This window comes from Hymenobacter terricola (assembly GCF_017921975.2).
GTDB classification, from domain to species: domain Bacteria; phylum Bacteroidota; class Bacteroidia; order Cytophagales; family Hymenobacteraceae; genus Hymenobacter; species Hymenobacter terricola.
The window spans coordinates 62,144-77,297 of the sequence record NZ_JAGEMO020000026.1 but is presented as its reverse complement, the minus strand read 5'-3'; the positions used below and the strand labels follow the sequence as shown (position 1 = coordinate 77,297).

Annotated in this window: 13 protein-coding genes; 2 read left to right on the top strand and 11 right to left on the bottom strand. The window is 62.4% G+C overall.

Annotated features, from left to right (window positions below; translation table 11 throughout):
- Window positions 1-53 precede the first annotated feature (53 nt).
- Complete coding sequence (locus J4G38_RS17320; protein ID WP_210519154.1) at window positions 54-1,262, top strand: glycosyltransferase family 4 protein; 1,209 nt, start codon at window positions 54-56, stop codon at window positions 1,260-1,262.
- 116 nt (window positions 1,263-1,378) lie between these two features.
- Here the strand turns inward: J4G38_RS17320 and nth are convergent, their stop codons facing one another.
- From nth to J4G38_RS17305, 3 genes are all read right to left on the bottom strand, one after another.
- A complete protein-coding gene (gene nth / locus J4G38_RS17315; protein ID WP_210519153.1) occupies window positions 1,379-2,056 on the bottom strand; it encodes an endonuclease III in 678 nt (225 codons plus the stop codon).
- A 384-nt stretch (window positions 2,057-2,440) separates the two neighbouring features.
- The gene (locus J4G38_RS17310) at window positions 2,441-3,076 is read right to left on the bottom strand and encodes an RNA polymerase sigma factor (protein WP_210519151.1); all 636 of its coding nucleotides are present in this window, start codon (window positions 3,074-3,076) and stop codon (window positions 2,441-2,443) included.
- A gap of 271 nt (window positions 3,077-3,347) precedes the next feature.
- Entirely contained in the window at window positions 3,348-3,764 is a 417-nt protein-coding gene (locus tag J4G38_RS17305; RefSeq protein ID WP_210519149.1) for a hypothetical protein, read from the bottom strand.
- A gap of 130 nt (window positions 3,765-3,894) precedes the next feature.
- Between J4G38_RS17305 and J4G38_RS17300 the strand changes: the two genes are divergently transcribed.
- Window positions 3,895-5,184 (top strand): MFS transporter, encoded by a 1,290-nt coding sequence (locus J4G38_RS17300; protein ID WP_210519147.1) that lies wholly within the window; start codon window positions 3,895-3,897, stop codon window positions 5,182-5,184.
- Window positions 5,185-5,211: 27 nt separating this feature from the next.
- On the opposite strand, the gene J4G38_RS17295 is transcribed toward J4G38_RS17300, so the two are convergent.
- The 8 genes from J4G38_RS17295 to J4G38_RS17255 form a co-directional block, all read right to left on the bottom strand.
- Complete coding sequence (locus tag J4G38_RS17295) at window positions 5,212-5,865, bottom strand: NUDIX hydrolase (RefSeq protein ID WP_226163511.1); 654 nt, start codon at window positions 5,863-5,865, stop codon at window positions 5,212-5,214.
- A complete protein-coding gene (locus J4G38_RS17290) occupies window positions 5,834-6,487 on the bottom strand; it encodes a nucleotidyltransferase family protein (protein WP_210519145.1) in 654 nt (217 codons plus the stop codon). Before J4G38_RS17290 ends, J4G38_RS17295 begins: the two co-directional genes overlap by 32 nt.
- 3 nt (window positions 6,488-6,490) lie before the next feature.
- A complete protein-coding gene (locus tag J4G38_RS17285; protein WP_210519143.1) occupies window positions 6,491-8,821 on the bottom strand; it encodes a xanthine dehydrogenase family protein molybdopterin-binding subunit in 2,331 nt (776 codons plus the stop codon).
- A 132-nt stretch (window positions 8,822-8,953) separates the two neighbouring features.
- On the bottom strand, window positions 8,954-9,937 hold the full coding sequence (locus tag J4G38_RS17275; protein WP_210519142.1) for an FAD binding domain-containing protein: 984 nt from the start codon (window positions 9,935-9,937) through the stop codon (window positions 8,954-8,956).
- A gap of 91 nt (window positions 9,938-10,028) precedes the next feature.
- Entirely contained in the window at window positions 10,029-10,670 is a 642-nt protein-coding gene (locus tag J4G38_RS17270; protein ID WP_394371047.1) for a (2Fe-2S)-binding protein, read from the bottom strand.
- Between the two features lie 169 nt (window positions 10,671-10,839).
- The gene (locus J4G38_RS17265) at window positions 10,840-11,889 is read right to left on the bottom strand and encodes a helix-hairpin-helix domain-containing protein (RefSeq protein ID WP_210519140.1); all 1,050 of its coding nucleotides are present in this window, start codon (window positions 11,887-11,889) and stop codon (window positions 10,840-10,842) included.
- Window positions 11,890-12,031: 142 nt separating this feature from the next.
- A complete protein-coding gene (locus tag J4G38_RS17260; protein WP_226163510.1) occupies window positions 12,032-13,468 on the bottom strand; it encodes an alpha/beta hydrolase family protein in 1,437 nt (478 codons plus the stop codon).
- Between the two features lie 224 nt (window positions 13,469-13,692).
- Window positions 13,693-15,093 (bottom strand): alpha/beta hydrolase family protein, encoded by a 1,401-nt coding sequence (locus tag J4G38_RS17255; RefSeq protein ID WP_210519136.1) that lies wholly within the window; start codon window positions 15,091-15,093, stop codon window positions 13,693-13,695.
- Between the last annotated feature and the right edge of the window lie 61 nt (window positions 15,094-15,154).

Below are 15,154 nucleotides of genomic sequence, written 5' to 3'. Positions count from 1 at the left end.
TTCTTAAGTGTGGCAGTCGGGGCGTTGTATGCTGCTCATTGACAGCCTTTTCCATGCACATCGCCGTTTTTAGCCAATATCATACAAACCCCGATTGCCCGGCTACCAGCCGGCACTACACGCTGCTGGCCCATATTGCCAAATCGCATCGAGTAACGCTGCTGACCACTCCCGCTTGGAAAAGCCAGCGACTGACCCAAAAATTTCCGTGGGTGCCAGCTGGGGTGGAGATATTGGAGGCTAAGGTGCCGTATGACAACAAGATGGGGCCCGCCCGCCGGGCGTTGTCGTTTGCGCAATACGCTGCCTGGGCCATGCGCGAAGGCCTGCGCATTGTGAAGCCGGACATAATCTGGGGCATCAGCACGCCACTGACAGCTGCTTGGGCGGCGGCGCAGGTGGCCGGGTTGCGGCGGGTGCCGTGGGTGTTTGAGGTGCAGGACTTATGGCCGTCGTTCCCGATTGCCATGGGGGCCGTGCCCACGGCGCTGGCCCGGCGGCAACTGTATCAACTCGAAAAACGGCTGTATAAAAGCGCCCGCCACATCCTGCCGCTCTCGCCCGACATGGCGCGGTATGTGACCGATTTGGGCATTGCGCCCGAAAAGGTAACTACCGTGCTGAATGGCACTGACCTGAATCTGGCTGCGCGCGCGACGCCTGACGTAGTGGCCCGCCTGCGAGCTGAGCACGACTTGGTTGGCAAGCAGGTGATTTTATACGCGGGTACATTCGGGCGGGCTAACGACGTTCCCACGCTGGTGGCGGCGGCTGAGGCTATGGCTTCGATTGATAGCAATGTGGTGTGGCTGTTTCTGGGGCATGGCTTTTATGAGCCGCTGGTGGCGGCGGCAGCGGCCCGGTGGCCCGGCCGCATTCGACTGGTGGGAGGGCAGGCGCGGCACGCGGTGTTTGGATGGTTTGCGCTGGCCGAGGTTTCGGTGGTGGCGTTTCTGGCGCTACCGGTGCTGGACTCCAACTCACCCGCTAAGCTTTACGACTCGCTGGCGGTGGGCACGCCGGTGATTGTGACCAACCGGGGCTGGACCAAAGCGCTGGTGGAGCAGCATGATTGCGGCTGGTACGTGCCGGCCGGCGATGCCAGGGCTTTAGCTGAGCAGCTTTGGGCACTACTGGCCCAGCCGGCGCTATTGGTGGCGGCTGGAGCGCGGGGCCGCCAACTGGCGCTGGAAGAGTTTGACCGCCAGCAACTGGCCCAGCAGGTGCAGCAGGTATTAGAAGCTGCTGCTCGAAAAGCATAAAGGCTTTCCTGAGTGTTGTAGTGCAACATGCAGTGTTTTGTGTGGTATAGTGCTCAGCTTATGCCGATTTATGCAATTGCCAAGCTGGACGTATTTGTAATGCTCAGCCACGGTAGTTACGCCTTTGGTATGGGCTCGTAGGCTAATGCCTTGCCGAAGTTCTTTTCGAAGTAGGCGCAGCTGGGCGCCAAGGGGCAAATACTGCATTTGGGCGAACGGGCCACGCAAATGTAGCGGCCGTGCAAAATGAGCCAGTGATGCGCTTTGGCAATTAAATCCTGCGGGATGTGCCGTACCAGGGCCTTCTCCACCGCCAGCGGAGTGGTAGCGGTTTTCGGCACGAGGCCCAGGCGGTGCGATACCCGGAAAACGTGCGTATCGACGGCCATGGCGGGTTGGTTGTAGATAACGGAAACGACAACATTGGCCGTTTTGCGGCCCACGCCGGGCAGTCGCTGCAATTCATCAATCTGACTGGGCACTTCGCCCGCGAAATCCTCGGTGAGCATGCGGCCCAGGCCCGCAAGGTGCTTGGCCTTGTTGTTGGGGTAGGAAACGCTGCGGATGAACGGGAAAATATCGTCGGCGGAGGCCGCACCCAAGTGAGCGGCGGTTGGGAATTCGGCCAGTAGTGCGGGCATCACCAGGTTCACACGCTTGTCGGTGCACTGCGCACTGAGCACCACGGCCACGATGAGCTCATACGGGCTGCCGTAAGCCAGCTCCGTTTTGGGCTCCGGAAAGTTGGTCGTGAAATAGTCGAGAAAGTAGCGGAACCGGTCGGCGCGAGTCATACGGTGGAGATAAGGAGCCAACAAAAGTAAAACGGCCCTGCCGGGTTGGTCGAAGCATCTCCAACACAATAGCAAAACCAGTCGAGGGGATTGCTACTGCGGGCGGGATGCTCTGACCAGCCCGGCAGGGCCGTTTTATTCTGTTCAGCGTATGGGCTTGCGCTACCCGCGCCAACGGGGCGCACGCAGGGGCCGCCACAAAAAGTCTAAGGGGCTCAGGACTTGGGTAAGAAAGTGCGCGAGTAGCGCAAAATTGCCTCGGAGGTTTCGGGCCGGGGTTCTCGACGCACACCGTCGAGCGCCCGCTGGGCCAAAAGGAGGTCGGCGCAGGTAGCGGCCAAGTCCGGGTCGTGCTGCAGTGCCTCCTCTACCTCGCGCTGCCTTTCAGCCGGCAATTCGTTGTACACATACTGGAGCAGTGTCGAATGGGGTAAGGTTTGAATCATAATCGAGGGAATTTGCGGTCATTTTTTTCCGCAGGTTTATCAGCGCGTAGCGCATCCGGCCCAAGGCCGTGTTGATGCTCACGCCGGTTGCGTCGGCAATTTCCTGGAAGCTCATGTCGCCGTAATGGCGCATGAGCAGTACCTCCTTTTGGGCGGCGGGCAGTTCCTGGATTAACGCCCGAAGGCGGGCGTGGGTTTCTTCGCGGGCCAAAATATCGTCCGGCCCGTCGTCGGCAATGGTGAGAGTATTGGTCAGGCGGTCATTATCGGTGAGGCTGATGTGGGGCACGCGCTTGCCGCGCCGAAACGAGTCGATGGCCAGATTGTGGGCGATGCGGCAAATCCAGGGAGCAAACTTGCCCTCTTCGTTGTAGCGGCCACTCTTGAGCGTGTGGATGGCCTTAATGAAGGTATCCTGCAACAGGTCCTCGGCCACATCCTCATCGCGCACGATGAGGAGGATGGTCGTGAACGCACGACTGCGGTGCCGTTCCAGAAGGATGGCGAAGGCGGATTCCTGGCCAGCCAGGTAGAGCGAGATGAGCGCGGAGTCGCTCGGTTGCAAGAGGTCCATAAAGGGCTACGGATAAGGGGAACGTAGAGCTTCAGGCCATAGTATGCAGTTACCGAGAAAAATTTTGAGAGCGACGAGCAGCCGGGTATTAAAACCCGCTAGAATCGGACCAAATGTAGAGAAACGAAATGCACTTGCGCAATAGAGAAAAAATAAAAATGACAGAATTTTGCGGTTAAAACAGCGCAACCTTCCTCAAAACTTCATCTAAGCCCTATTTTGCTTTTGACGAGTTACAAAAAAACTAAAAAAGTTTTCCTTGAAATAATATTCAGGCACTTATTTGGCCCGACAACCAGTGGTATGCGGCGGCTTCGTCGGTGAAAAGCGCGGTTTGGTAGCCATACTCGGGCCGTTGGTTGGCGCTGATGGTGGCCACCGAGCTGGCCGATTGTTCTCGCAAAGCCCGCGTGGGTGAAATCAAAAAGGCGATGCGGACGGGCTTGGGGTAGCGACGGGCACGCCGGGGAAAGAAATCGGTATTCATCCACGTGGTAAGCTCCGGAGTGGCCGGGTCTTCGCGGCGGCGCAGGTCGAGGAGCCAGCGCCAGCACTGCAGGTCGTCGGCAGCTTCGAGCACGGCAAACCAGCTGGCTTGCCACTCGGACGCAGTGATTTCGCGCTGCCACCGGGCCACGACGGCGGGCAGGTCGGGGCGGGGCGTAATTTCCAGACCAAAAGCTGACATAAACCGAGGGGCGTCGGTGAGGCAAAATCTATCTGCAATGCAGGCGAAACCCGCCAACTGACCCCACCACCCAACGCGACACGGCCTACCTTTGGGGCGGGCCGTCGTACAGGCGGTTTTGCGCTTCTATATGCTTCCTCCCGCTGCTGCCCCTGTTGCCCACGACCCCTACGCGGCCCTGCGCGTGCCTGATTTTCGCCGGCTGGTGTCGGCCCGGGTGCTGTTCACCATCGCCAGCCAGATTCAGGGCGTGGTGGTGGGCTGGCAGATTTACGAGCTGACTAACAACCCGCTGGCGCTGGGCCTGATTGGCTTGGCCGAGGCCATTCCGAGCATCACCGTGTCGCTCTACGCCGGGCACGTGGCCGATTCGGTGCCGCGCAAGCGCATCATCTTGCCAATGATGCTGGTGCTGTTTCTGTGTTCGCTGAGCTTGTTTTTACTGACCAAACCGGCGGGCATGGCACTGTTTGCGGGCCAGCAGGTGGCCTCTTTTCCCCTTTATGTGGTGATGCTGTACGTGGTGCTGTTCGTGAGTGGCATTGCGCGTGGGTTCCTGGGACCGGCGGTGTTCTCGTTTATGCCGCAACTGCTGCCTGACCGTGGCTTGCTCTCGAACGCGGTGACGTGGAATTCGAGCAGCTGGCAGGCGGCGGCGGTGCTGGGGCCGGCCATCGGCGGGCTGCTGTTTGCGAAGATGGGCAAGGGCTTCGCGTATGAGGTGGATGCGACTTTGATGCTCATCTCGCTGCTGCTGTTTCTGAGCATTGCGGGGCGGGCACTGCCGCAACGCGAGGGCGAGCGGCTGAGCCTGGGCGAAAGCATTCTGAGCGGCGTGAAATTTATTTTCGGTAACCAGATTGTGTTGGCGGCGCTGTCGCTCGACTTGTTTGCGGTGCTGTTTGGCGGGGCGGTGGCGCTGCTGCCCATTTTTGCGAAGGACATTCTGCACACCGGGCCGGACGGGCTGGGCTACCTGCGCGCTGCGCCGGCCGTGGGCTCGGTGCTGATGGCGGTGTGGCTCACGTACTCGCCCATGCGGCGTGGCGCGGGACGCAAGCTGCTGTGGGCCGTGGGTGGTTTTGGGCTGGCCACCATCGGGTTTGCGCTGTCGAAAAGCTTTGCGCTGTCGCTGTTCCTGTTGTTCCTGACGGGGGTGTTCGATTCGGTTTCCGTCATCGTGCGCTCCACGCTGATTCATACTTACACGCCGGAATACATGAAAGGCCGGGTTTCGGCGGTGAATAACATCTTCATCGGCTCCAGCAACGAGATTGGTGGGTTTGAGAGCGGGGCGGCGGCCAAGCTGATGGGCACGGTGACCAGCGTGGTGTTTGGCGGGGCAATGACGCTGGTGGTGGTGGCCATCACGGCATGGCGGGCCGATAAGCTGCGCGGGCTGGAATCGGGGACGAAGTAGATGGAAGGGCTCCTGGCAGGGGCATTTTTAGTCGCACAGTGTGGGCAAGTCGGGGTTTTGGGCAAAGGCCAGCATGGTTTCGAGTTGCGCGAGCGTAACGCGGTCGGTGGATAATTCCAACCCCACTAACTCGTCGCGGTGCACCCAGCGGACTTCGGCGGTTTCGGTGGTGTGAGGCCGGATGGTGCCGCCGGTTACGCGGCAGAGCACGAAGGCCTTGTACACGTACCAAGGCTGTGGCGGGTGATGGTGCTGCTTTTTGTCGAGCAGGGCCAGCAGGCGCACGGCCTGGGTTTCGAGGCCGGTTTCTTCCTGCACTTCCTTCACGGCCACTTCGAAGGGCGTGTAGCCCACATCAGCCCAGCCACCGGGGAGCGACCAGCGGTTGCCGTCCATTTTCTCCTGCACCATCAGGACTTCCTCGGTGCCCCGGAAAAGCACGGCCCGGATGTCCACCTTGGGCGTGGGGTAGCCGGTTTCGGCGGCGAAAATTGCCTGGAGCTGAGGCACGGGCTCGCCGGTGAGGTTGGCGAGCATTTGCATGCTGAGGGCGTGGATTTCCCGGTGGCGCTCGGTGTCAAAGCCGTTGGAAGCGTAGGCAAGGCCGGTTTGGGCCAGGGCCTGGAGGCGCTGGGCGATGCGCAGCCAGTCAGTAGGATTCATCAGAGAGGTAGGAAGCATTGTTGAGGAGCGTGGCGTACTGCTCGGGCGTATCCACGTCGAGCAAACCGGCCAGCAAAGGTATTCGGCCGACGCCTGGCCCAAAGCTGGCGATGAGGTGCCTGGCGCCCTGTTGCCCCTGCAATTGGAGTAAATCAGCTAGCATGGTTTGGCCGAAAACGGCGGGGACTCCCAGTGTGTCGCCGTAGAGTGAGGCTACGACGGGAGCCTGCGTTTGCTGCTGCTGGGCCACCAACTGCCGCAACAGTTCCGACGTCACCAGCGGCTGGTCGCACAGCATGATGAGCACGGCGGCCGGCCCGGTTGCGGCCACGGCGGCCAGGCCCGTGCGGATGGATGAGGCCATGCCGGTTGCCCAGGCCATGTTGCGCACTGCCTGAATGGGCAGGCCGGTTACCTCCGCCATTAATTCTTCGTGCAGCGCGCCGGTAACCAGCACGATGGGTGTGCACCCACTGGCCACGGCCGTTTCGGCGGCGTGGCGCAGCAGGGTGCGGCCGTTATAGGGCAGCAATTGCTTGGGCCGGCCCATGCGGGTGGAAGCTCCGGCGGCCAGCAACAGCAGCGCCACTGGCCCGGCTGAAACCGGAGCGGTGGCGCTGGAAGTTGAACGGTTGGCCATGGTTTAAACGGCCTTCGTGCCCAGGATTTTATCGGGCGTGATGGGCAGGTCGCGCACGCGCTTGCCGGTGGCGTGGAACACGGCATTGGCCACGGCGGCCGATACGCCCACCATCGAAATCTCGCCAATGCCCTTCACGCCCATGGCGTTGATGTAGGGGTCGTGCTCGTCGATGAATTCCACGGTCATGTCCGGGATGTCGGCGTTCACGGGAATGTGGTAGTCGCCGAGGTCGGAGTTGACGTAGCGGGCGTAGTGCGGGTCGCGCACGGTGGCCTCCATCAGGGCCGCGCCGATGCCGAAAATGGAGCCGCCGATAATCTGGCTGCGGGCCGTTTTGGCGTTCAGAATGCGGCCGGCCCCGTGCACGCTCACCCAGCGCGTCACGCGCACCGTGCCCAGGTCGGGGTCGACGTGCACCTCGCAGAAGTGGGCACCAAAGGAATGCATGGAGTGCTGGCCGGCCTCGTCTTTGTGCGCGTCGCTGGCGGCGTTGGCGCTTTGGCCGGCCTCGTAGCCCGCGCCGTACTTGCCCTGGCCGCTGCCTTCGATGTCGTCCAGGCCGCCGCGCTTCATCAGGGCCATAAAGTCCTCGCCTTTCGACGGGTCTTTCTTCAATTGCAGCCGGCCTTTTTCCATGGTCACGTCCTCCGGCTTGGCTTTGAATAGGGGCGATTTGGGGTCTTGTGTGGCCATTTTGGTCAACTTCTGCCACACGTCCTGCGCCGCCATGTAGACCGACGATGACACCGTGCCCGCCGCCACCGAGCCGCCCGAGTTGGGGGCCGTGGGCAGCCGGGTGTCGCCCAGCTCGAAGCGGACTTTTTCGGGTGGCAGGCCCAGCGAATCGGCGGCTACCTGCGTCATCACGGTGTAGGTGCCGGTGCCGAGGTCGGTGGCGCCGGCCTGCACCACGGCGTGGCCATCGGCAAACAGGCGCACGCGGGCCGTGCCCTGCGAGCTGTGCACCGGGTAGCTGGCCGTGGCCATGCCCCAGCCCACGAGCGTGCGGCCGTCTTTGGTCACGCCGGCTTTAGGGTTGCGCTTGCTCCAGCCGAACAGCTCGGCCCCGCGGGCGTAGCACTGGCGCAGGCTCTTGCTGCTCCAGGCCTGGCCGGTGCTGGGGTCTTTTTCGGCGTAGTTCCGCAGCCGGATTTCGATGGGGTCGATGCCCAGCTGGTAGGCCAAATCATCCATCGAGCACTCGATGGCGAAGGAGCCGGGGGCCTCACCGGGGGCGCGGGTAAAGGTGGAAGTCATCACGTTGCCCCGCGCCAATTGGTAGTGCGACTCAAACGTGGGGCACTCGTAGAGCAGATTGATAATCTTGCTGTTCGACTCGGCGTAATTGTCCCAGGGCGACGTGGTGGAGGTTTTCTCGTGGATGAGCGCCGTGAGCTTGCCTTCGTTGGTAGCGCCCAAAGTCAGGGTTTGGGTCTGGTCCTCGCGATGGCCCATGCTCGTAAACTGCTGCTTGCGGCTGAGCACCAGCTTCACCGGCCGGCCCACGCCCTTGGCAGCCTGCGCCGTGAGCACGGTATGCGGCCAGCACGAGCCTTTGCAGCCGAAGCCGCCGCCCAAAAACTTGGTCACGACGCGCACCTGGTCCTGCGGCAGGCCCAGCATGGCGGCCAGCGACTTCTGCGTGCGCGTCACGCCCTGCGTCGATTCGTAGACCGTCAGCCGGTCGGGCGCTTCCCAAATGGCCGTTGTCGAACCCGGTTCCATCGGGTTGTGGTGGTTGATGGCGTGGGTGTACACGGCCGTCATTTTAATGGGCGAGCTGGCCAGGGCGGCGCGGGCATCGCCGCGCCGGGTGTAGCCATCGGCTTTGCCATCCTGAATTTTCTCGGGGTTGAAGAGCTGGGCTTTGGGGTCGGTGTAGGCGGCGATGGGCTGCTCGGCGGCGTAGGTCACGCGCACCAAAGTGGCAGCCTGGGTGGCGCGCTCAAAGGTGTCGGCCACCACCAACGCTACCGGCTGGCCGGCGTAATAAATCACATCCGAAGTGAGCGGCAGGAAGCCCATGGGTGCGCCAATGGCCTTTTTACCATCGGCATCGTTGGGGGTTTTGGCCAGTTTGGGTAGGTTCAGATGGGTGTAGATGGCCAGCACGCCGGGCGCTTTGGCCGCCGCGCTGGTATCGATATTCTGAATTTTGCCCTTCGCGATGTCACTGGTTTTGAGCACGCCGTAGGTGAGGCCCGGTAGCGGGTATTCGGCCGAGTATTTGGCCCGGCCCATCACCTTGTCGCGGCCGTCCACGCGGTTCATGGGCTGGCCTACCGAACTGGGCGTGGGCGAAGTTTCGAAGAAAGCTGGTTCGTTTTCCATGGCTAAAAAGTCGGATAAATGCGGGTCATGCAGAGCGTAGCGAAGCAGCTCGCGTGCTTTCACTAATCAACACGATTGAATCACTGCCGCACGCGAGCTGCTTCGCTACGCTCTGCTCTGCATGACAGATGATTAAGCTGCTGATAATTCTGTCAATGCCCTTACCAGCGTGTTTTGGGCCAATTCTACCTTGAAGCGGTTTTGCTCGTGGGGCTGGGCGTCGCGCACGGCAGCCGCGGCGGCCGCCCGGAACGTGGCCTCCGTGGCCGGTGCCCCGGTCAGGACTTTCTCGGCCGCCAGAGAGCGCCAGGGTTTGGTGCCCACGCCGCCCAGCGCTACGCGGGCGGAGCGAATCTGGCCGCCCTGCACATCCAGGCCCACGGCGGCCGAGGCCAGCGCGAAGGCATACGAAGCCCGGTCGCGCACCTTGAGGTACATCGATTTGCGGGCGTGCGCGGCGGCCGGCACGGTCACGGAAACTATCAATTCGCCGGGTTCAATCACGGTTTCGCGCTGCGGTGTGGAGCCGGGCACTACATGGAAATCGACCAGCGGCACGCGGCGCTGCTTGCCCTTGCTGTTCTCGAGCAGCAGCACGGCGTCCAGGGCCACAAGGGCCACGGCGAGGTCGCCGGGATAGGTGGCGATGCAGGACTTGCTGCCCCCCAGAATGGCGAGGCCGCGGTTTTCGCCGTCCTGCGCCGGGCAGCCGGAGCCGGGCTGGCGCTTGTTGCACGGAAAGGCCGTGTCGCGGAAATAGCCGCAGCGGGTGCGCTGCAAAATATTGCCCCCAATGCTGGCCATATTGCGCAGCTGCGGCGAGGCCGCCAGCAACAGCGACTGCGAGATAACCGGATAATTCTGCAACACGAGCGGGTTTTCGCCCACGTCGCTCATGCGTTCCAGCGCACCAATGCGCAGGCCATCGGCCGTCTGCTCCACGCCTTTGAAGGCGAGCATGTTGATGTCCACCAGCTGGCTGTGGTTTTCCACATCCAGCTTCATCAAATCGAGCAAAGTGGTGCCGCCCGCGATGAAGGCCGCTTCTTTGGTGCCCGCTACGGCCGCAGTGGCATCTTTTGCCGCCGTGGCCTGGAGGTAGGTGAAGTTGTTCATAGCTAGTTGGTTATTAGTTGCTCATTGTCAGTTGTTAGTTCGTTGAAATCTGTCCGGTGCTGACAACTGACAACAAGCAACTGACAGCTAATCACCCTTTAAAACCGCTTTTTTCCACCTCGCGGATGGCCGCTACGATGTTTGGATAAGCGCCGCAGCGGCAGAGGTTGCCGCTCATCCACTCGCGCACGTCGCCGTCGGTTTTGGCGTGGCCTTCCTTGAGGCAGGCCACGCCCGACATGAGCTGACCCGGCGTGCAGTAGCCGCACTGGAACCCGTCGTGGTCAATAAAAGCCTGTTGCAACGGGTGCAATTCCTCGCCTTTGGCCAGGCCTTCCACCGTCGTTATTTCCTTGCCCTGCGCCATCACGGCCAGGGTGAGGCAGCTGTTCACGCGGCGGCCGTCGACCAGCACGGTGCAGGCGCCGCACTGGCCGTGGTCGCAGCCTTTTTTCGAGCCGGTGAGGTCGAGGTTTTCGCGCAATGCATCGAGCAGCGTCACCCGTGGCTCAGCTTTTATGGTGCGCAGCGTGCCGTTCACTTTAAGACGCATTTCGCTCACGCCTTCCACCTTTTTGGACATGGCGGTGAGGCGCTCGGCCTGGCTGACGAGTGGTGGAGCCAGGGCCAGGCCCAGCAGGCCAGTGGCTTGCTTGATGAATGAGCGGCGGCCGTCGTTGGGCGCCGGGCCGTCGGGCAGCGCGGCCGAATCGGGCGTGGAGTTATCCATCATGGCAGGGAAGTGGGGAGTGGTAACTGATATTGCTAACCTGTTGGGAGGGCCGTTGGTTAGGTCCGCAGTTTTCTGAACGGTGTTAAGTTCAACCACCTACTACGGTACTACCATTCCCAATAGTTACTTCCTGCCGTGACTTTTTTTAGAGATTTTCGGCAATGCCGGGCTATTCGCAGCGCACATAGGGCCGCATTTTCTCCCAGTCGGCCGGCTTTAGAATTGGAATCTGCTTCAAATCCTCCACTGTTTTGAATGGCCCGTGCTGCTGCCGGTAAGCCACGATAATGCGCGCCCGCGGCTTGCCGATGTAGGGCTGCAAATACATTTCGTCGAACGAGGCCGTGTTCACATTCACCGTTTTGGGCGCGAAGCCGGGCGCCACGAACGTGTATTTCTTCAGACTATCCCGCAAATCCGGCGCGTCTTTCAGCACAAACACCTCGTCCAGCTGGTCCTCGCGCAGGTAGCCACCCAGCTGGTTGCGGTACTTCACCACCCACTTCGCCCGGCCCGCGCCAATGCCGCGAATCTGCATCAGCTGCGTGGTGTCGGCCGTATTCAGGTCGAAGGGTTGGAGGTTGCGGGGCTTGCGTGAGAACTTGCCGGGCGCCCCATCGGTGGCGGCGAAGGGCGGGAATTTGCCGTCCGGGCCGGGCTTGTTGGCGGCGTAGTCACGCTTGGGGGCTTCGTCAGGCAGCTGCATGAACGGGGCCAGCCGCTGGTACACGGAGTCCTCCAGGCCGTACATCTTCTTGATTTGAGCTTTGGCCTTGAAGCCGCCGGCGGCTGCGCGGTATTTTTCAATTCGAGCGGCCACGAAGTGCGGCACGCCCCGCGCCTCCCAGCCTGCAGCGGTGAGAGCGTTGGGGTCGAAAGGGGCGAGGCGGATTTGAGCCACTGCCGGATAACGGCTACCGCGCTCAAGCTTTTTATAGTCGCGCTTGGGGAAGCGCGTGGCGTAGCCCTGCTCGGCCGTGCGGTGGTCTTTGAGCTGGGCCGCCAGCTGGTCGAGGCCTTTCTGGTCGGCGGCGGGCAAATACCTGGGCAACTCCGGCCGCAGCAGGATGGGCGCCACGATGGCGGCCAGCATCAAAACCAAGAGCCCAACCATACCCTTGGCTTCGCCCCGCGAGTAGCCAAAATAGCGCCGCACCCAGCGCATCGGGCCGGAATTGTCCCAGGACCGACGGGGCTGTGGCGAGTGTGGAGAGGCCATAAGAAAAGGAGCCCTGGCGAGCGGCCCGGGAGCGGTAGAGGCGTGGAAGAGAGCAAGTAGACTGCCCGGGCCTGGGGTAGAGCCGCAATGATAGGCAAAAAATAGCAGGGCCAGCCCTGGCCGTCAGCGGCCAGGGGCTACGCTAGCCGCGCGTCCGTGCGGTGGCAGGTGTCCGGACGGGTTTGCGGCCGGTGGGGGGGCGTTTCACCGTTACGGGCAGGGGGCCGCCGGGGAGTTGAGTTTCCAGAGTTACCCAATCTTGAATTTTCTTCAGGGCTTTGGGCGAAAAAACGGCTTGCTGTGCTCCGTTCACCATTGGCCACTGGGCCGGGGCGGGCTGAAACAGGTGGTTGACGCCGTTGAGCTTGTAGGTGGCCACGGTGCGCTTGGCATGGTGCAGCGCCTTGGCCAGTGGCATCATATTGCGCTTGGCCGAAACCTGCAAATCGGCAGTGCCATTGAGCAGCAGCACCGAGCATTGCACTTTGTCGAGCTGGGCCTGGGGGTCAAAATCGAAAAAATAGCGCGACCACGGCGAAGTCAGCTGCGCGGCGCGGGCGCGGGCCATGGCGGCGTCAATCCCCGTGTTGGTAGCCGTGAGCAGGGCCGCTACCTTGGCGCGGGCCGTTGCGTTGTCGGACGTTTGGCGGATGATGCCCACCGTGCGCTGGAACACCGCCTGGGCCGCTTTCACCTGCGCGGGGTCGGAGCCGATAAGGCGCATGATTTCGCCCTGCTGGCGCAGCAGCACGTCATAACCCGTTTGGCCGTAGCCCGCCAATGACACTACGAAAGCCGGGGCTCGGTTTGGTGCGGCAGCGGCCAGCAGAGCCACATTGCCGCCCTCGCCGTGCCCAATGAGCCCCACGCGGTGGTCCGACACCAGGGGCTGGGCGCGTAGAAAAGTCAGCGCGGCCTGGGCATCGGTTACGAGGTCGGCGGTGGTGGCGCTGGCGTAAGTGCCGCTCGATTTGCCCACGCCCCGGTCGTCGAAGCGCAGCACGGCAATGCCGTGGCGGGTGAGGTAATCGGCCAGCTGGCCAAACATGCGGTAGCCGGTCACCTCCACGTCGCGGCTTTGCGGGCCGGAGTCGGACAGTAGCACCACGGCGGCAAACGGCCCTTCGCCGGCCGGCACCGTGAGCGTACCGCTGAGGTAGTTTTTGGTAACCGGGTTCTGGAAGCTGACGTCGGTTTGGCGGTAGGGCGGCGCGGCCTTGAACCTGGTAGCGGCCTGCACCGAGGCCACGGCCCGCTGCAACACCATGGGGGCCGTCACGCCCGGCTGTTTCCAGGTGCCTTTGAGGGTGGCGCCGCCATCAAGCACCCTGCCCACAAAGCTGCTGCCAGCCTGCTCGATGCGCAGCGTGAGGTCGTCGTCCTTCAGCTCTACTTCCACCGGCATGCGGCTGATGCGCTGTTGCGGAGCGTCGAGGGCGGCGTAATACGCGCCGTTGGTGAGGGGCACGATGGTGATGACGATGGTGATTTGGCCACCCAGTAATTTCAACGGGCCTCTCCATTGGCCGTTGAGGGGCGCGGGACCCGTCGGCGGGGTTGCCGCAAAGGCGCTATTCAACCCGCACGCAAGTAGAAAAACAGTAGCAAGTAAAAATCTCATCTTGGAATCGGAATAAATAATTGAGGGTAGCAGGGCAATCAATAGAATCTGGTGTTGAAAAGTACAACAAATCTATAACATGCCAATCAGTCCCCAACTTACTTAGCCTACTGAGCAGCCCGTACCTGCTCTCGCTTCACCACGGTGCACTCGCAGGCTGAGTTTACGCCGGGCCGCGGAATTTATTTTCGACTGTGCTGCGCTATCCAATCACCAATAATCTGCAGGGCGGCTGGGGCAAACGTCTCCTCAATGGTGCCGTATTCGGCCGGGCCGCCCGTGCTGGCGGTCTGAAACAAATGGTTGAGGCCGGGCAATTCTTTCACCGTCACGTCGCGGTTGCCACCGGCTTTCAGGGCGGCGGCGGCGGCGGCCAGGTTGCGCGTGGCGGGCACCTGCAAGTCTTTGCTGCCGCCCAGGGCCAGCACCGGACAGTGCACTTTGGCCAGCGTTTGGGCCGGCCGGTCGGCCAGCAGGTGGCGGTAGAAGGGCGAGGTCATCGCCGCATATTGGGATTCCATGGCCGCTGCCGTGTTGGGGTCATTGGTGGGGTTGTAGAGCGCCATTAGTTGGGCGCGGGCCTGGGCATCATCAGGCGTTTTCTGAATAATCTGGGTCATGCTACGCTGTTGCTTCTCGATGGTGGCCAGCTGAGCTGCGTCCGTGGTTTGCAGGCGGGTCAGGGCCAACGACTGTTGCACAATCAGCTCATCACCGGCGATAGCCGGCCCGGCCAGCAGCACCAGGAAATCGGGCCCCGCCGGCTGCCCGGCCGCGCCAATGCCCGCCGTGCCGCCCTCGCTGTGCCCCAGCAATCCCACCTGGCTTTTGCGGATGCCGGGCTGGGCGCGCAGCCAGGCCAGGGCCGCCTGGGCGTCGGTGGTGTAGTCGGCGCTGGTCATGCCCTGCTGGGTGCCGCCGCTCTGGCCCACGCCCCGGTCGTCGAAGCGCAGCACGGCTACGCCGCGACGGGTGAGGTAATCGGCCAGCACCGCGAAAGGCTGGTGGTTGAAGATGGTTTCGTTGCGGTCTTCCGGCCCCGAGCCGGTAAGCAGCACCACGGCCGGAAACGGGCCCATGTCGGCGGGCACGGTGTAGGTGCCGGCCAGGGTCAAGCCAGCCTTTTCATTCTTAAAGGTGATATCGGCCGACTGGTAGGGAAACGGCGGCTGCGGCGTCTGGGGCCGGTTGGGGCCGGCGGCTTTGGCGCTGCCCGCGCGGCTGAGCGTGAGCGGAAACGAGCGCAGGCCCTGCTGCCATTCGCCCACCAACTGCTGCCCATCGGCTGAGCGGCGGCCGGCAAACTGCGCAGCCACCGGCTGGCGCATGCGCAGGTACACGCTGTCGGCCGGTGCCGTGAACTGCATGACCAGGCCATTGGCGTGCTGGGCGGGGATGTCCAGCGTGGCCGTGCGCGGCCCGACGGCGGAGTCCGTGAGGTGGGCCGTGAATTCCAGCGGCCCCAGTGTGCCCGTCCAGTTGCCGGTGAGGCTGGGCTTGGTGGCCGTCTGGCCGTAGGCGCCGGTGAGGCTAAGCAGCGCGGCACCGGCCGTGCTTATGAAAAAACGAGTAAGCGTTTGCATGGCAGGGGATTGGTAAATGGATGTACAATGGTACAAAGATAATTAGACAAGTTTCTAATTG